Source organism: Myroides sp. WP-1, assembly GCF_014145635.1.
In the GTDB taxonomy this organism is placed as follows: Bacteria; Bacteroidota; Bacteroidia; order Flavobacteriales; family Flavobacteriaceae; genus Flavobacterium.
The window spans coordinates 13860-32696 of record NZ_JACHTC010000015.1 but is presented as its reverse complement, the minus strand read 5'-3'; the positions used below and the strand labels follow the sequence as shown (position 1 = coordinate 32696).

The window sequence follows — 18837 nt, the reverse complement described above, 5'->3', positions numbered from 1 at the left end:
TAACAGATCACTCATAACAAAAAAAAGGGGAATTTCTTTTCGAAATTCCCCTTTTTGTATATTACCAAATTTTCACTCGATCTTCTGGTTTGATGTAAAGCTTGTTTGTTTCTTTAATATCAAATGCTTCGTAGAAAGCATCAACATTTTGTAAAGGAACAAAGGCTCTATAGTAACCTGGAGCGTGTGGATCTGTTTTTACTTGATTTTTAACAGCTTCATCACGTGCTTTCGTTCTCCAGATTGTACCCCAAGAGATAAAGAAACGTTGTTCTGGTGTATATCCATCGATTAATCCTGGATCACCGTTCTCTTTTAAGTAGATTTTCAATCCGTCGTAAGCAGCATTTACACCACCTAAATCTCCAATGTTTTCACCTAAAGTAAATTTACCATCTACAAAAACACCTGGAAGTGGCTCTAAAGCACTGTATTGAGAAGCTAATTTATCACCTAGTGTAGTAAATCTTTCTAAATCAGCATCTGTCCACCAGTTGTTCAAGTTACCATTTTTGTCGTAACGAGCACCTGAATCATCAAAGCTATGAGAGATTTCATGTCCGATAACAGCACCGATACCACCGTAGTTGATCGCCTCATCTGCTTTATAGTCATAGAAAGGAGGTTGTAAGATAGCTGCAGGGAATACGATTTCGTTATACAATGGGTTGAAATATGCATTTACCGTTTGCGGCGACATTCCCCAACGAGATTTATCTACAGGTTTACCATAGTCTTCTCTATTTTTAGCTACTTCCCATTTCGATGCATTTCTCATGTTTTCGAAATAGTTTCCTTTATTAGCAGGAGATTTGATATCCATTTTAGAATAATCTTCCCATTTGTCAGGGTAACCAATTTTAACGGTAGTCGTAGCTAATTTTTCTAAAGCTCCTTTTTTCGTTTCTTCAGCCATCCAAGGTAAGTTTTTGATGCGCTCACCAAATGCTGTTAATACGTTTTTGATCATTGCTTGTGCTTTCGCTTTCGCTTCAGCAGGGAATTTTTTAGCCACGTATAATTGACCTAAAGCTTCTCCAATTGTGTTGTTTACAACAGCAAGAGCTCTTTCTTCAGCTGGTCTTTGTTCTTTAGCTCCTTCTAATGTTTTAGAATAGAACTCCCAGTTTGCAGTTTCCATCTCTGTAGATAAAGTACTTGCATAACCGTTTACTAACGTCCATTTTAAATACGCTTTTACATCATCGATGTTTTTAGCTGATAAAATGTCGTTTAATGCTTTCATATATTTAGGTTGATCTACAACAACTTTGTCGATGTTTTTCAATCCTGTAGCTGCAAAATAAGCAGTCCAATCTACTACTGGAGCAATTTTTTGTAGCTCAGCAATCGTCATTGGATTGTATGTTAAACGGCTATCACGACGCTCTACTCTTGTTAAACGAGGTTCAGCCATCTTTGTTTCGATTGCCAGTACGCGTTTTGAATCAGCTGTTGCCTCTTCCTTTGACTCACCAGCCATTTCTAACATACGAGCTACGTGTGCCACATATTGGTCGCGTTTTTCTTTCATGTCTGCATCTTGCAATACATAATAATCGCGATCAGGTAACCCTAATGAACCTGTACCTAAATAAATGGTATTTTCATTTGAGTTTTTCATATCTGCATACACATAGGAAGAGTATAATCCCAACCCACCTTCGTCTGCTAAATCATTGATTAATTTAGTAACGTCAGCCGGATTTTGAATCGCGTTGATTTGATCCAAGTATGGTTTTAATGGAGTTACACCTACACTGTTACGCGTAGCATTGTCTAAGTAAGACTCAAACAAAGCAACTGCTTTAGCTTGATCCGATTTAGCATCTAGATTATGAGCTGCTGCTGCTTCTTTTAAAATAGCTAGAGCGTCTTTATCTGTGTTTTGTCTTAATTCATCAAAACTTCCCCAACGCGTTCTGTCGTTTGGAATTTCTGTGTTATCATACCACGTACCGTTTACAAAACGGAAAAAGTCATCACCAGGATTTACACTTAGATCCATGTATTCTAAGTTAATTCCGTGATTTTCTTGATCTGCAACTTCTTCAGTTTTTTTGCCATCTTTACAAGCAACTAATGAAGCTAGAGCAAGACCAGAGGTTAATAATACTCTTTTTTTCATTTTTATTTCAGTTTTTACTTTAATTCAAGTTTAAACAAAAATAGAAAATATCTTTTTAGTAATTTCTATTTGGACCTATAAATTGATTTTTTGGGAATAAATCTTCCTTTTTCTATTGATTTGCTGGTTTTATACAATTATATAGGGAAGGAATAAGGACATTTTGTAAGCGATGGTTTTAAGCTCCCTTTAACGTATTTATAGGTTGGAATTTGTAAGTTTGTAGGAAACTCAAAAATATCATGTTTCAATTTTTTAAACGCTATAGATATTTCTTTCTATTTTTCTTTTTGATGAGTTGTGGAATTCTCGTTTTGTTTTACAATGCATTAAAATATAGAAAGAGCTTGCCAGTATACACACCTTCAATGGTTAATCCAGAAATGGTAGATAGTTTAATTCAGCACGAGGCAAATAAACAAAGGCATCGCATTGCTCCATTTACTTTTATCAATCAAAATGGAGATACTATTACCAACAAAGATTACGAAGGACATATTTACGTGGCAGATTTCTTCTTTACTACATGTCCTACTATTTGTCCAATCATGGGCGATAACATGGAGTGGCTTCAAGAAAAGATTAAAGCTGTACCCGGAGTGAAGTTATTATCACATACGGTCACACCGGATATAGATAGTGTACCTGTATTAAAAGAATATGCGTTAAAAAGAGGGGTAGATGATGCGGTTTGGAATTTGGTCACTGGAGATAAACGCGATATCTACTTTATGGCAAGAAATTCTTATTTAGCCGTGAAGACAGGATCACCGGATGAAATGTATGATATGGTACACACAGAGAATTTTATTCTAGTGGATAGTGAAGGACGAATTCGCGGGTTTTATGATGGTACAAATCTCGATACCAAAGACCCTGAAAATAAGAATATGCAAGAGTTGTGGGAAGACATCCAGTGGTTGTATGAACACGAAAAGAAATCGAAGTAAAAAATCAATAATAGAACAGGAATAGCCAGGTCGAATTTTCACCTGGCTATTTTTTTAGTTGGACGAAAAATCCTTGAAAATAGGGTGTGTACAAGACGTTGATTTAGTAGTATTTGGACTAATTAATCCCAAAATAGTGTTCGAATTCTTTTTTTATTCCTTACTTTTGCAATGTGAATTAAATCTAAATAAGGTGAATACAACGTTAGACTTATTGAAAAGAAATGAAAAGGGCGTTATTGCTGATTTTGATATGCATAAAGTTCCTTTAAAATTATTAGAAATGGGATGTTTACCAGGTAATGCTGTTGAGCTTTTGGAAGTAGCTCCTTTAGGAGATCCTATTTATTTCTGTATCAATGATACACATCTATCGATTCGCAAAGAATTGGCAAGGGAAATTGTGGTTAGCTTAGAAGGTAATTTCAAATAGTAGGAGAACGAGTAGATGAAAAAAGATATTAAAGTTGCCCTAATAGGTAATCCTAATGTGGGTAAAACCTCTGTATTCAATGCTTTAACAGGTTTAAATCACAAAATCGGTAACTATCCTGGTATTACGGTAGATAAAAAGTCAGGTACAACTAAATTAAACGATGAGGTAACCGCTACAATCATCGACTTGCCTGGAACTTATAGTATCAACGCAAGCTCGGAAGACGAACGCATTGTATTGGATTTATTGTTTGATCCGACTAATGAGGATTATCCAGATGTAGCCGTTGTTGTTGCCGAAATCGAAAACTTAAAGCGAAATTTATTGCTGTTCACCCAAGTGAAAGAATTGGGCTTCCCAACGATCTTAGTCATTAATATGGCAGATCATATGGAAGAAAAGGGAATTAGCATCCAAGTAGCTGCCTTAGAAAAGAAATTGAATACCAAAATTGTTTTAATGAGTGCCAAAAAGAAATTGGGTATTCAAGAATTAAAACAAGCGGTAGTTGATTATAAAAATTACTCCATTGAACCTTGTTTAAATGCAACGGATGTTGATCCGGATTTCTTTGGAAAATTAGCCTTGACTTTTTCTAACTTTTCGGTATTTAAATTGTGGATGATTTATTCACAAGATATCACTATTGGAAACATTGGAAAGAAAGATATAGAAGCCAAGGGCATTCATTTGTCTGACAGTGAAATTAAAAAATTACAACATAAAAAAACCATCAAGCGCTATCAGTTTATCAATGATACGCTGAAGGAAACCTATACGCGTGATACATCCAAAGCTACGGGACTCCGCTCTAAAGTGGATCGAATTCTAACGCATAAAGTATATGGATATTTGATCTTCTTCGGTATTATGATGTTGGTATTCCAAGCGATTTTCGAGTGGTCTAGTATTCCGATGGATTGGATTGACGAACAATTTGCCAATTTGAGTTCATGGGTACACGAAGTAATGGAACCAGGTAAATTAACCGATCTGATTGCCGATGGTATCGTACCGGGTATTGGAGGGGTAATGCCATTTATTCCGCAGATCGCCATCTTGTTTATGTTTATCTCTATTTTAGAGGAAACAGGATATATGAGCCGCGTGGTTTTCTTGATGGATAAATTAATGCGTCCGTTTGGATTGAGTGGAAAATCTGTAGTGCCTTTAATCTCAGGTAATGCTTGTGCAATTCCAGCGATTATGTCTGCACGTAATATTGAGAACCCTAAAGAGCGATTGATTACGATCTTAGTAACGCCGTTTACGACTTGTTCTGCTCGTATTCCTGTATATATTATTATCATTGCATTAGTTATTCCAGAAACGCGTTTATTTGGATTTTTAAGTTTGCAAGGATTGACGTTGACGTTGTTTTACTTCATCGGATTTTTAGCGGCTTTAGTGTCGTCATGGGCATTGAGTAAATACATTAAAAGTGAACGCAAGTCGTATTTTGTTATTGAAATGCCAAATTACCGCACACCAATTATCAAAAACGTCGTGGCGAATATGTACGAAAAGACTAAAGCTTTCGTCGTAGGAGCAGGAAAGATCATCTTTGTGTTGTCTATTATCATTTGGTTTTTAGGGGCGCATGGTCCTGGTGATAATTTTGAAAATGCAGAAGAGCACATGGCTCAAGTACACCAAAACAAAGAGGTGTCTGAGGAGGAAATGAGCGAATATGTTGCCAGTTACCGCTTAGAAAATTCGTATATAGGAATACTTGGTAAATCGATCGAACCGATGATTAAACCGTTGGGATATGATTGGAAAGTAGGGATTGCTGTATTGTCGTCTTTTGTTGGGCGTGAAATTTTTGTCGGAGTTTTAGGAACGATTTACAATGTAGGTTCTGGAGATGAAAATGACGAAGATGGACGTATCAAACAAAAAATGGCAGCTGAAATATGGCCCGATACTGGAGAAAAAGTATTTACCTTGGCTAGTGGGGTTTCTCTGATGTTTTTCTATGCCTTTGCCATGCAATGTACTGCAACAGTAGCGATTGTGCGTAGAGAAACAAAATCGTGGAAATGGACCATTTATCAGTTGGTCTTTATGACGGTTCTCGCTTATGTGGCAGCGTTTATAGCCTATCAACTCTTAAAGTAAAGCGATATGAATTATCAAGAAATTATCGTTTACGCCTTATTGCTTTTTGCCATTGGTTATTTTGTCAAAAAGAGTTTTGGTAAAAAGAACAACAAAAAAGGCGGTGGCTCTTGTGGGAGCGGAAACTGTGGATGTTCATAACAAATATATAGCTTGAGGACATCCTCATTTTAATAAGATAAAAAAAGCAGCAATAGACTTGGGTTTATTGCTGCTTTTTATGTTAGAAGATGATGTCTTATGAATAAAAATTTTGTGATTATGTGTTGAAATTACTTGTACCTCTAAAGTCTATATTAAAATAGGTACTAGATTTTAAAAATCATTTTGATTATGAGGAATTAATTTCTCACTCTATTTTATCTTAACTAGATACTCTTTTAAAGATCGCAGTATGATTTATTTGAATACAGTTAGAGATTGATTGAGAATGTTTGTTTTTGTTTAGTAAAATTTTAAATATAATTTAATATTATTTGTAGTTTTAGGTATTATTAATAACAATAATGCCTTTTTAGATGATAAAAAACATTTTTTATTGCTTATTGCTTATTCTTTTCTCTCATAATCTACTTGGACAAGTGTTCTCTTTACGAGGAAAAGTTCACAATACGGATGGCTTTCCTCTGTCATTTGTTACCGTCCTTTTATTGAAAAAAGATAACATCCCTGTAGCACAAGCTTATACGGATAGCTTGGGAGAATTTTCACTGAATCAAGAAAAAGGAAGTTACGCATTGAAGGTTTTGTGGTTTAGTTCTTCTCTAGTTAGTAGAGATATTGAGTTAGATCAAGATCTTAATTTGGGAGAATTAATTGTAAATGAGACGACTAATCTTGATGAAATTGAAATAAGAATAAAGAAAAAAACTTTAGAAAGGAAGACAGATCGAATTGTATTTAATGTTTCTCAATCTATTTATTCAAGTGGATCTAGTGCTTTAGAGTTATTAGCAATTACACCTTTAGTCTCAGTTGATGGACATGGAAATGTTTCTATTGTCGGAAAGAACAAAGTAGGGATCTTAATTGACGATACAATCCTTTATTTAACTGGGACGGAACTCAAAGTATATTTGAATACTATCCGTACTGAAAATATAGAGCGGATTGAGGTAATCACTTCTCCTTCTTCTAAATATGATGCACAAGGTAATAGTGGGTTAATTAATATCGTATTAAAAAAGAATACAGAGAAAGGGCTTAATGGCAATGTAACTAGCTCAATGCAACAAGCAACCTATTTTAGTTTTTCAAATGGTTTAACGCTTAATTATCAAGGAGAAAAAATTAGTTCGTCGTTTTCAGTAAGACAATATTATACGTCTATTAAAGCACAGGAGTACTATGATATTATAGCTCAGCAATCTTTGAGGTCTATGGATAGACGCAGAGATTTTTACAAAGGGATTGGTATAGATGTTAGTTTAAGATATGCATTATCTACTAATACTAAACTTGGAGTTATTTATAATTATGGAGCAGCTATTAATACGAAAGAAGTTTCTAACCGGTCTGTTTTTTATGAAGAGATTACACCATTTAAGGACCTGAAAACTTTAGCGCATCACAGGAATACTAACCCCATGCATACATTAAATCTATATTCGCAAAGTAAACTATCTGATCAGGATGATTTAGTCGATATCGGATTAAATTATTTTGAAAGTAATTCTACATCAACCATTAATCTTACTACAGATGATTTTTATAAAACGTTGAATCACGATGTGATCAAAACTCATTCTGATATTGATTACCAGATTCTTTCTGCTACTGCTGATTTTGTTTTGAATACTAATTGGGGCTTATATTCATTTGGTGCGAAATACGCAGTGATGCGCAATAATTCAAATGTTGGATATTTTAATTGGATAGCTCAGGGTTATCTTAAAGATTCTTCTAAATCAGCTGTGTTTTCTTATAATGAAAATATTTATTCTGCTTATTTAGATTTCGCTAAAACATTTTTTAAGTCTTGGGAACTTAAGTTAGGATTACGATATGAATATACGATTAGTCAAGGTGTTTCAAAGTCGATGGATGAAGCAAAAAAAACAAATTATTACAACTTTTTTCCTTCTGTGTATTTAAAGTATAATGCTAGTGAATCAGATGTTCTGTATATGTCCTATGCTAAGCGTATTAATAGACCTAGTTTTAGAGAAGTCGACCCCTTTAGGTGGTATAGTACACCGAACTCATATTCAACGGGAAATCCACTACTGTTGCCATCTTATAATAACAATTTTGAATTTGGATATCTCTTGCATGATTTTCTATCATTAGACCTTTATTATCAACAAGTAGTTAACGAGTTTGGACAAATATCAAATTTTGAAAACAGTGTAGAAGTTTCAACCTATTTTAATTATTACAATCAAGAAAGTATTGGTTTCAATGTAATGTATACTAAATCATTGATTGATTTTTTGGAGCATAGCGTTTCTTTAAATTTAGCTTATGTACATGCGAAATCGAAGATGAATACTATTATTGGAGAAAAAGGAATTGCTTCAAGTTATTATCTCAATAATACGTTAATTCTGAAACCGGAACAGAGGTTTCTATATGTTAATTATTGGCATAGACTTCCTTCAAAAAAAGGGAATAGTTCTCTTAGAAATATGGCTTCATTTGATATAGGAATTAAATTTCTGTTTTCTAAAAAAAATCTTGCTTTAAATATAGCTGTTAATGACATATTCCAGCAGCTTAGAGCCAAAGGAAAAAAACAATTTAGCTCAAATCAACAGCAGTTCGATAATTATTACGATAGTAGAAATATTACTTTTTCTGCTACCTATACGTTTGGTAAATCAAAGAATTCCTTAAAAGATAAAACAATTGACTTTGAAGAGACTTCAAGGGCAAATTGAGAATGAATGTTTGCAAACCTAATACCAACAAGGATCTAATGTATTAAAACTTTGATCAAGTTAATTTAATTATATATTCTATTTGTTACTTAAAAATAGTCAATATACGTATTGAAGTTATTAAGAATTAGCTAATCTTACTGTTGGTACTAAAATGGATGTGAATATCAGACCAGATTTTATTAAAAAAAAAAACTAAAACTGTTATTATAATTGCTCATAGATTATCCACAGTAAAGAAATCAGATCAAATAGTAGTTTTAGAAAAAGGAGAAGTTGTAGAACTAGGGAATCATGATAAATTAATATCCAATAGAAAAACATATTATAATTTGATAAAAAATCAGTTGGATCTTGGTGTTTAAAAAATTGTTGTAGAGGCTCTTGTGGGAGCGGAAACTGTGGATGTTCATAACAAATATATAGCTTGAGGACATCCTCATTTTAATAAGATAAAAAAAGCAGCAATAGACTTGGGTTTATTGCTGCTTTTTACGTTAGTAGATGCATCATAAGAGAACGATTAATTTTTAGGTTTCTTTAGTTTTTGTAGCGTGTGAACGATTTCCAGCACTTGATGAACGTCAGATGCATTGAGAAAGAATTCGTCCGCGTTTTCTGTACAATGTTGAACGTAGTAATAGAACAAGGCGTTGATACTTTGCGCATAAGAGGCAAAATCGGGGTTGAGGTCATACAGCTCTTGCAACAGCGCTAAGTTGTGGCTATCGTTTTTGGATAGCATGTGGGGTTGAGGTTTTGTACTCATATTGTTAATAAATAGGAATATTAAAACCCATGCAGAGTAGGTGTCCTACGCTATTAACAGCGTTACGGTTGTTTCCAATTCCGTCACCTTACTACATGGGTAGAATCTTGTTCAAATGTCATAAAGTTAATATTTAGGAATATTAAATCTAAAATAAATTTTGCTAGTTTAAAATATTAACTGATTGTTTTTTAGTTAGTTATTTGAATTGTGAATGAGATTATAGGCTTTGATTTCTTTTTTTAAAGGAAGGAGGATTGGTGATAATTTTCAAGAAGAAATGGCAAGTGAAAGATATACAGTTATTGTAACTAATAGATTTAGTTGTGATGATGAAATATTGAATGCAATGTCTAAAATAGATACACCTAATTCACTCATTTTGTTGGAGAAAGGAAGAAGTATGCTTTTTTCTTTTAAAAAAAGAAGGTAATCTCAACTATTCGGATTCAAAAGAATATGTTGTTGAGACGGAAAAGAAAGATAACTACTTGTTTTGTATGTCTTACGTTATGGATGAAATTTGAATAAAATCTAATGTTGATCATACTATTATAGATATGCTTCAGAAGAACAATTATGTTCCGTACAAAGGGGTCATATAATCGAATGTGATTAAATATATTTCAAAAAATAAAAAAGCAGTTGCAAACCTCGGTTTATTACTGCTTTTTATGTTAGAAGATGATGCATCATAAGAGAACGATTAATTTTTAGGTTTCTTTAGTTTTTGTTGCGTGTGAACGATTTCCAGCACTTGATGAACGTCAGATGCATTGAGAAAGAATTCATCCGCGTTTTCAGTACAATGTTGAACGTAGTAATAAAACAAGGCGTTGATACTTTGCGCATAAGAGGCAAAATCGGGGTTGAGGTCATACAGCTCTTGCAACAGCGCTAAGTTGTGGCTATCGTTTTTGGATAGCATGTGGGGTTGAGGTTTTGGACTCATAATACTTGAATTTGGAAATATAAAAGCCTGTAAAGTTTAGGTGTCCTACGCTTCAAGTAGCGTTGCGGTTGTTTCCAATAGCGCCACCATCCAATTACAGGCAAATTTTTTTTGTGGTGTAAAACTTGAAATTTAGGAGTACTAAAGATAATGTCTTAATATTGTTTTTTTGTCTTTTAATCCACTGTATTTTAGTTAGTTATTTGAATTGTGAATGAGATTATAGGCTTTGATTTCTTTTTTTAAAGAAAGAAGGATGGGTGAACATTTTCAAGAAGAAATGGCAAGCGAAAGATATACAGTTATTGTAGCTAATAGATCTAGTTGTGATGATGAAATATTAAATGCAATGTCTAAAAATAGATACACCTAATTGACTCATTTAGTTGGAGAAAGGAAGAAGTATGCTTTTTTCTTATTTTTTTGTTTTAAAAAAAGAAGGTAATCTCAACTATTCGGATTCAAAAGAATATGTTGTTGACACGGAAAAGAAAGATAACTACTCATTTAGTATGTCTTACGTTATGGATGAAATTTGAATAAAATCTAATGTTGATCATACTATTATAGACATGCTTCAGAAGACCAATTATGTTCCGTACAAAGAGATCATACAATCGAATGTGATTAAATATATTTCAAAAAATAGAAAAGCACCAATAGACTTGGGTTTATTGCTGCTTTTTATGTTAGAAGATGATGCATCATAAGAGAACGATTAATTTTTAGGTTTCTTTAGTTTTTGTAGCGTGTGAACGATTTCCAGAACTTGATGAACGTCAGATGCATTGAGAAAGAATTCATCCGCGTTTTCTGTACAATGTTGAACGTAGTAGTAAAACAAGGCGTTGATACTTTGCGCATAAGAGGCAAAATCGGGGTTGAGGTCATACAGCTCTTGCAACAGCGCTAAGTTGTGGCTATCGTTTTTGGATAGCATGTGGGGTTGAGGTTTTGTACTCATATTGTTATTGTTTAAGAATAGTGTAAAAACCGTAAGGTTTAGGTGTCCTATGCCAATAACAGCATTGCAGTAGTTTCCGAATGTGCCACCTTGCCTTACGGGAAAGTCTTTTATGAAGTATAATGTTATTGCTTTAGGAAGATCAAATATACAGTGTTTGAGAATTTTTAAATCACTTAACCTATTGTTTATTAGTTGGTTATTTGAATTTTGAATGAGATTTTTAATAGTGGTTTGAATTGTTTAAGAAGATACGAAGGTAGTGAGAGAGTGAGATGTAAGTTGTTTGTTGTACAGTTGATACAAACAACAGTTAACCAGATTTAGGGATCACTCATAACCGATAACAGATCACTCATAACCAAAAAAAAGGCTAAGTGATGTTGTCGCATCCTTAGCCTTTGAGTAATTTATTGAATTGTTATTTATTTGTTCTTAGTAGAAGAGTCCTAAAACAAGTGAAGGACATAATCCGAATACCACTACTGCAGCTACTGCAAGTAAACCTACGATGGTGTAGGATAGAGGTACTTGAATTGGTGTTGGTTCTGTCTCTGTTTCTTCCCCCTGCTTAGCAAACATCAAGATGATAATTTTTAAGTAGTAGTAGATACTGATAAACGAGTTGATTACCCCGAAGATAACTAAAGTGATGAATCCGTTTTTCACTGCTTCTGTGAATAAGAAGAATTTTCCGAAGAAACCAGCGAAGATTGGAATACCTCCCATAGATAATAAGGCAACCGATAAGATAACCGCTAAAAGAGGGTTAGATTTGCCTAATCCTTTAAAGTTATTGATATGTTCGTTGTCTTTTCCTTTTGTTACAATTGTTAGTACCGTAAAAGCAGCGATACCTGCAAAAGCATATGAAGTAGCATAGTAGAAAAGATTTGGAGTAGCACTACCTAAAGCGGTCAACGCCATCATCATAAATCCAGCATGTGAAATACCTGAGTAAGCTAATAGACGTTTCATATTATCTTGACGTAAGGCCATGATATTACCCACAGACATAGTTAAGATTGCAATAACAACGATTGCTGTTGTATAGTGCGAAGGCATTTGGTGTAGCAAGTTGATCGATACTTTGTATAACGTAGCTACAGCGGTTACTTTTACCAACGTACTCATCATTGCAGTAGTTAGGTTTGGTGCTCCTTGGTACACGTCTGGTGCCCAGAAGTGGAAAGGTACGGCTGCTATTTTGAACAACATACCGATAATCACCATCGTTACCCCTAAAGCATACCAAACAGGCATAGGGTTACTTGTTGTTAACTGGGTAATTTGAGCCAAGTCAAAAGATCCTGTAGCACCATAGATCAAAGCAATTCCGAATAGAACTACCCCTGAAGCAAAAGATCCTAACAAGAAGTATTTCATGGCAGATTCGTTACTCTTGATATTCGTACGATCTGATCCACAAAGAATGTATAAGGTAATAGAAAGAATTTCTAATCCCACAAAAAACATGGCCATATTTCCGAAGCTTACCATGGAGATAGCACCCATGAGCAAGAATAATTTCAACGAAATATAGTCTGATATTTTAGAAAATTGCGTTTGATAAAAATCTTTACTCAAGCCAACTAACAAGATGGTTAGGGCAATAAATAAAGAAGAAAATGCGCTTGAAAATTTCGTAGTTACAATCATATTGTTGTAGTGGCCTTCCACCACGTCAATATTGCAAAGCGTGTAACCGAGAATTCCCACTAGTCCTACAATTGTTACAGGGATGATTAATTTTCTCAAATTAATGATCTCTGCTAGTAGAACGATAACCGCTAATACTCCAACTGCTATTAATGTATTCATCTTTTATATTTTGGAATGATGGTTTCAGAATAAGCTGAATCTCAATTGTTATTTAATATAGGATACGATTTCAACCAAACTTGGCGTAATTAAATCAGTAATTGGTTTAGGGTAAACACCAAGGAAAATTACCGTGATGACTAAAACACCTAAAACAATTTTTTCGTTTAACGTTACGTCAGTAAATACTTTGGCATTCGTTTCACCTAACATAGATCTTTGGAACATGCGCAACATATAGAAGGCACCGAAAATAATACTTGTTCCTCCGATGATCGCGTACCAGATATTGATTTGCGATAGACCGAAAAGCAAGCTAAACTCACCGATAAAACTAAATGTTCCTGGTAGACCAATAGAAGCAAATAGTAAGATCATGAATAGAGATGCGAATTGAGGCGCTTGTTGGCGAATTCCTCCCATTTCGTTAATCGCTCTAGTTTCGAATCTGTTGTATAAGATTTCAGCAACGTAGAATAAACCTACAATTACGAAACCATGGGCTAACATTTGATATACTGCACCTAGCAAACCATCTAAAGTTAGAGTATATGCACCAGCAGCAATTAAACCAACGTGTGCTAAAGAAGAATAAGCGAAGAAACGCTTGATGTTTACTTGTTTTAACGCAACGATCGATCCGTATACTACACCGATGATACACAATACTAAAATTGTCGGCATTAAGTCTTTCGCCGCTGAAGGCGTAATAGGCAATTGCCAACGGATGATTGAGTACAATCCCATTTTCAACATAATCCCCGATAGAAGCATCGTTCCAACCGTAGGAGCTTTCTCATAAGTAGAAGCCTGCCAAGTATGGAAAGGAAAAACGGGAATTTTAATTGCATAAGCTAAGAAGAACGCTAGGAAAATCCAGTATTGTTCTTGGCTTGTTAAACTTACCTTGTATAAATCTGTAAGTAAGAAGCTACCTGCTTTTTGGTATAAGTAGATAAAACCAACCAACATGAATAAAGATCCTGCGAACGTGTAAATAAAGAATTTGAAAATTGCTTTTTTACGTGCTTCGAAGGTATCATTCCCCCACAGTAAAGCGATGAAGTAGATTGGAATTAAAGATAACTCCCAGAAAATATAGTATAAGAATCCGTCTGCAGCTAAGAATGTTCCTGTCATAGCAAATGCCATGAACATTACTAGACCGTAGAATAGATTTGATTTTTCAATGTGATTTCCAAAAGAAGATAAAATGATTAGCGGTGTTAACATCGTTGTTAATAAAACAAGGGCTAAAGCTAATCCATCCGCTTTTAGGGCAATGTGAATGTTGGGATTCATGATCCATTGCGTGGTAAAACCGGCATTTACTCCTGAATTGTGTTGGCAAATGATGGCAATTGTTTCTACAAATGCGACTAACCCGAATAGCAAAGCAATTTTAGGGGCAAGTGTTTTATTTGCTAAAAACGTAGCAAATGCTCCAACTAATAACGTTAATAATAATATAGTTACGTTCATCTCTCTAAATTAACTTGCAATGAATAAATAATACAACATCAAACAGATTCCGAATACAAAGGCGAATAAGTACAATCCGATATTTCCGTTTTGTGCTTTTTTTCCTTGTAAAGATAATCCGTCTGCTATTTTTCCTAATCCATAAATGGTTTCTGACAATACAACTTCAACAACGTCTCTAAAGAATACAGAAAGGGTGTAAATTGGTTTTACAATTACTTTCATGTAGATTTCGTCAATGTAATATTTGTTGTAAAGTACTTTGTGGAATCCTGTCATTTGTTCATCTGCAGGAGGAAGTTCTCCTTTTTTGATGTACTTGCTATAGGCAATAAACAAACCGATACATGCGCCAATAACAGCAACAGCCATTAGGATATATTCTGTTGTTCCTAAAACGTGTGGATGTGCATTTGCACTGTTCACGATGATTGGTTCTAAATAGCTATTTAACCAGCTATTTCCAGGTAAGCTAATTACTCCACCCACAACAGATAAAATACCTAAAATCCACAAAGGGATCGTGATAGCTGCAGGGCTTTCGTGTAGGTGATTTTTTTGTTCTTGTGTTCCTCTGAAATTCTTGAAGAAAGTAAGGTACAACAATCTGAACATATAGAACGCGGTCATGATAGACGCGATAGATCCGATTACGTATAGCACAGGGTTATGACTGAAAGCCGTTAATAGGATTTCGTCTTTCGAGAAGAACCCTGAAAAAGGAGGGAACCCTGAAATGGCAATAGTTGCTAAAAGGAAAGTGGCGTAAGTGGCAGGCATAAATTTCTTTAATCCACCCATATTTCTCATGTCTTGTTCACCACCCATGGCATGGATAACAGATCCAGAACCCAAGAATAAACAAGCTTTGAAGAAAGCGTGTGTTACCACGTGGAAAACAGCGATTTCGTACGCACCAAATCCCACGGCCATAAACATTAATCCCAATTGAGATACCGTTGAATAAGCCAATACTTTTTTGATATCCGTTTGCACCAATCCAATAGTCGCTGCAAATAAAGACGTACAAGCACCAACTATGGCAATGATATTTTGAATATGCGGCGCTAAGTCAAATACAAAGTTTAATCTTGTGATTAAGAAGATACCCGCAGTTACCATGGTTGCCGCGTGAATTAACGCCGATACAGGAGTTGGTCCTGCCATCGCATCAGGTAACCATGTATACAATGGAATTTGTGCACTTTTTCCTACAGCACCAATAAAAAGGGCTAAAGCAGCCCATCCGATCCACATATTGATTTGGTGGTTAGTACCATTCATCAATGCTTCTTTGATAGTCATATAGTCTAGTGATTGGAATAAGAAAGCCAAGATAAATACCCCTACTAAAAAGCCTAAATCCCCGATGCGGTTCATAATGAATGCTTTCTTAGCAGCGTCGTTATACGATTGGTTTTTATGCCAAAATCCGATTAGTAAATAAGAACACAATCCAACACCTTCCCATCCGATGAAAGTGATTAATAAGTTACTTCCCGTAACTAACACAATCATAAAGAAGATAAATAGATTTAAATAAGCGAAAAACTTAGCGTAGTTCTCGTCATTTTTCATGTAGTTCGTCGAGTACCAGTGAATCAATGTTCCGATTCCTGTAACGAATAACAACCACAATAGGGAAAGTTGATCGAGTAAGAAGCCAAAAGTAACGTTGAAGTTAGCTAAAGCCATCCATTCGAATAGTTCAATTTCAATTGGTTGTTTGGAATTGTTTACTTGAATAAAAGCAAGTAATGAGATGATAAAAGAAATTAAAACTGCTACAGTTGCAATAATTCCAGAACCATTACCTAATTTTTTTCCGAAGAAAACATTAACCAAAGACCCTAGTAAAGGGACTAATAATAAAAGTAAAATTACGTTTGTATCCATAAGGAATTATCCTTTTAAGTTCTTTAATTTATCAATATCAATTGCGCCGATATTTCTGTAAATCGATACTAAGATTGCTAGTCCAACAGCAACTTCTGCTGCGGCAACCGCCATAGTAAAGAAAACAAAAACTTGTCCTTGTGCGTCTTGGTGATAGGTTGAAAAAGCGACTAATAACATATTCGCTGAGTTCAACATAATCTCAATACACATGAACATTACAATTGCGTTTCTTCTGTATAATATTCCGAATACTCCGATGCAGAATAATAAGATTGATAAGTAGATGTATTTATCAATACCGATGATTTCAATTACATTTTCCATACTTATGCTACTTTTTCAGATTTATCTTTTTTAGAAATCAATACCGCTCCGATCATCGCTAATAATAAGAGTACTGCGATCATTTCAAATGGAACTACATATTCATTCAATAATACTTTTCCTAATACGTGAACCGACTGGAAGTCTTGTCCGTGATTAGCATATTGAAGTTCATACGCTTGATTTCCTCTTAAAGTAATAGATAACAATAATAATCCTACTAAACAGAAAGCAATTGTTGCTACCACTTTAGAAACTAAAGGTTTTGATACTTCGTGGCTGATATTTAAGTTCATTAACATGATTGTAAATAGCATTAAAATCATAATTGCCCCAGAGTATACCATAATATGGATCATACCTAAAAACTGAGAGTTTAATAGGATGTAATGACCTGCTATTGAGAAGAAACTAACAACCAACCACAAAGCGCTGTGAATAGGGTTTTTACTCAACAACGTTAACGCTGCACTTCCGAGTGTGATTGTCGAAAGGATGTAAAATAAAATTTCTATCATAATTACGCTTGATTCTGTTTGTTCGTATTAGCAATAGCTGCCTCTAAAGGCATAACCAATTTATCTTTTCCGTAGATAAAGTTTTCACGAGTGATATCTGCTTTAGTAATCTCTCCTGATTTCGTTAAGTAAATTGCTTGTTTAGGGCAAGATTCCTCACATAAACCACAGAAAATACAACGCAACATGTTGATTTCGTAGATTTCAGCATACTTTTCCTCGCGGTATAAGTGTTTTTCTTCCGGTTTGCGTTCTGCTGCTTTCATTGTGATTGCTTCTGCCGGGCATGATAAGGCACATAAACCACAAGCCGTACAGCGCTCTCTTCCTTCGTCGTCGCGCATTAGGGTATGTCTACCACGGTAAACAGGACTAAATGGACGTGTTTGTTCTGGATAAGAGATTGTCACCTTTTTCTTAAACATGTGTTTTAAGGTAACCATCATTCCTTTGAAAATCGCAACCAAGTAGATGCGCTCACTCCAAGTTAGTTTCTTGTTCGAAACCATCTTTTTTCTTCCTGATAAAGAATATGTATTAGTTGATGACATGTTTAATTAGTTTAATAGTAAGATTACAACTGCTGTAACGATTAAGTTCAATAATGCCAATGGGATTAATGTTTTCCATCCTAAGTTCATCAATTGATCATAACGGAAACGCGGCAATGTCCAACGCACCCACATATAAACAAAGATGAAGAAAAATATTTTGATGAATAGAGCGAAAATACCCAATACGTTAGCAATATTAACTCCCCAATTTTCTACTGCCCAAGCCATACCTGGATAGTTAAATGCTCCGAAGTATAACACGGAAATGATAGCAGAAGAGATGAATAAATTCGAATATTCGGCGAATAAATAGAATCCCATTTTCATCGAAGAATATTCCGTGTGGAATCCACCAATTAGCTCTTGCTCACATTCCGCTAAGTCGAAAGGTGCTCTATTAGTTTCGGCAAACGAACAGATTAAGAAGATTAAAAACCCGATAGGTTGATAAAATACGTTCCAGTTCATTCCCGTTTGTTGTAGGGCAATTTCTCTCATACTCATGCTTTGTGTTAACAACAACAAAGAAATAAGGGAAAGACCCATTGCAATTTCGTAAGAAATCATTTGTGAAGCTGCGCGAATACCACTCATTAAAGAGTATTTATTATTCGAAGCCCAAGCTCCAATCATAATTCCATATACACCAACAGATAATACCGCTAGGATATACAATAACCCGACGTTAATATCTGCAGCTTGTAAGATAATCTCTCTGCCAAAAAGAACAAATTTATCCCCCCAAGGTAGCACGGCACTGGTCATTAGAGCCAATGTCATCGCTAGGAAAGGACCAAATTTGAATAAGAATCGGTTAGGCGTTGTTGGTTCATACTCTTCTTTAGCGAATAGTTTTAAACCATCGGCTAAAGGTTGTAGCATACCTCCTTTACCTGCACGGTTTGGACCTAAACGATCTTGTATCCACGCTGCAATTTTTCGTTCTGCTAACGTTGCATACATCGCCATAAGCATTGTGATTGCAAATACAACCACAATAATAATTGCTTTATCAATAATAATTGCTTTATCCATTTTCT

At 34.9% G+C, this 18837-nt stretch carries 16 protein-coding genes; 5 read left to right on the top strand and 11 right to left on the bottom strand.

Annotated elements, in window-relative coordinates; translation table 11 throughout:
* Positions 1-61 precede the first annotated feature (61 nt).
* A complete protein-coding gene (locus tag H4K33_RS12795; protein ID WP_182649579.1) occupies positions 62-2128 on the bottom strand; it encodes a M13 family metallopeptidase in 2067 nt (688 codons plus the stop codon).
* Between the two features lie 242 nt (positions 2129-2370).
* Here H4K33_RS12795 and H4K33_RS12790 point away from each other — a divergent pair, with 242 nt between their 5' ends.
* The 5 genes from H4K33_RS12790 (at position 2371) to H4K33_RS12770 (ending at position 8514) form a co-directional block, all read left to right on the top strand.
* Positions 2371-3078 carry an SCO family protein gene (locus H4K33_RS12790; protein ID WP_182649577.1) on the top strand — a complete coding sequence of 236 codons (708 nt, stop codon included), beginning with the start codon at positions 2371-2373 and terminating at the stop codon, positions 3076-3078.
* 193 nt (positions 3079-3271) lie between these two features.
* On the top strand, positions 3272-3511 hold the full coding sequence (locus H4K33_RS12785; RefSeq protein ID WP_182649575.1) for a FeoA family protein: 240 nt from the start codon (positions 3272-3274) through the stop codon (positions 3509-3511).
* A gap of 15 nt (positions 3512-3526) precedes the next feature.
* Positions 3527-5635: a ferrous iron transport protein B gene (gene feoB / locus H4K33_RS12780; RefSeq protein ID WP_182649573.1), complete on the top strand. Its 2109-nt coding sequence runs from the start codon at positions 3527-3529 to the stop codon at positions 5633-5635.
* Positions 5636-5641: 6 nt separating this feature from the next.
* Complete coding sequence (locus tag H4K33_RS12775) at positions 5642-5776, top strand: FeoB-associated Cys-rich membrane protein (protein ID WP_182649571.1); 135 nt, start codon at positions 5642-5644, stop codon at positions 5774-5776.
* A gap of 377 nt (positions 5777-6153) precedes the next feature.
* Positions 6154-8514 carry a TonB-dependent receptor gene (locus H4K33_RS12770; RefSeq protein WP_182649569.1) on the top strand — a complete coding sequence of 787 codons (2361 nt, stop codon included), beginning with the start codon at positions 6154-6156 and terminating at the stop codon, positions 8512-8514.
* Between the two features lie 523 nt (positions 8515-9037).
* Here the strand turns inward: H4K33_RS12770 and H4K33_RS12765 are convergent.
* From H4K33_RS12765 to nuoH, 10 genes are all read right to left on the bottom strand, one after another.
* Entirely contained in the window at positions 9038-9283 is a 246-nt protein-coding gene (locus H4K33_RS12765; protein WP_182649565.1) for a hypothetical protein, read from the bottom strand.
* Positions 9284-9989: 706 nt separating this feature from the next.
* On the bottom strand, positions 9990-10235 hold the full coding sequence (locus tag H4K33_RS12760; RefSeq protein ID WP_182649567.1) for a hypothetical protein: 246 nt from the start codon (positions 10233-10235) through the stop codon (positions 9990-9992).
* Positions 10236-10953: 718 nt separating this feature from the next.
* Positions 10954-11199 (bottom strand): hypothetical protein, encoded by a 246-nt coding sequence (locus tag H4K33_RS12755; protein ID WP_182649565.1) that lies wholly within the window; start codon positions 11197-11199, stop codon positions 10954-10956.
* Between the two features lie 435 nt (positions 11200-11634).
* Positions 11635-13020, bottom strand: a complete 1386-nt coding sequence (locus H4K33_RS12750) for an NADH-quinone oxidoreductase subunit N (protein ID WP_182649563.1) — start codon at positions 13018-13020, stop codon at positions 11635-11637.
* 48 nt (positions 13021-13068) lie between these two features.
* Entirely contained in the window at positions 13069-14502 is a 1434-nt protein-coding gene (locus H4K33_RS12745) for a NuoM family protein (RefSeq protein ID WP_182649561.1), read from the bottom strand.
* Positions 14503-14511: 9 nt separating this feature from the next.
* Entirely contained in the window at positions 14512-16398 is a 1887-nt protein-coding gene (nuoL, locus tag H4K33_RS12740; protein ID WP_182649558.1) for an NADH-quinone oxidoreductase subunit L, read from the bottom strand.
* Positions 16399-16404: 6 nt separating this feature from the next.
* Positions 16405-16725: an NADH-quinone oxidoreductase subunit NuoK gene (gene nuoK / locus H4K33_RS12735; RefSeq protein ID WP_002989006.1), complete on the bottom strand. Its 321-nt coding sequence runs from the start codon at positions 16723-16725 to the stop codon at positions 16405-16407.
* Positions 16726-16727: 2 nt separating this feature from the next.
* Positions 16728-17243 carry an NADH-quinone oxidoreductase subunit J gene (locus H4K33_RS12730; protein WP_182649555.1) on the bottom strand — a complete coding sequence of 172 codons (516 nt, stop codon included), beginning with the start codon at positions 17241-17243 and terminating at the stop codon, positions 16728-16730.
* Between the two features lie 2 nt (positions 17244-17245).
* A complete protein-coding gene (locus H4K33_RS12725; RefSeq protein WP_002989009.1) occupies positions 17246-17794 on the bottom strand; it encodes an NADH-quinone oxidoreductase subunit I in 549 nt (182 codons plus the stop codon).
* A 6-nt stretch (positions 17795-17800) separates the two neighbouring features.
* A complete protein-coding gene (gene nuoH, locus H4K33_RS12720) occupies positions 17801-18832 on the bottom strand; it encodes an NADH-quinone oxidoreductase subunit NuoH (RefSeq protein ID WP_182649553.1) in 1032 nt (343 codons plus the stop codon).
* Positions 18833-18837 lie beyond the last annotated feature (5 nt).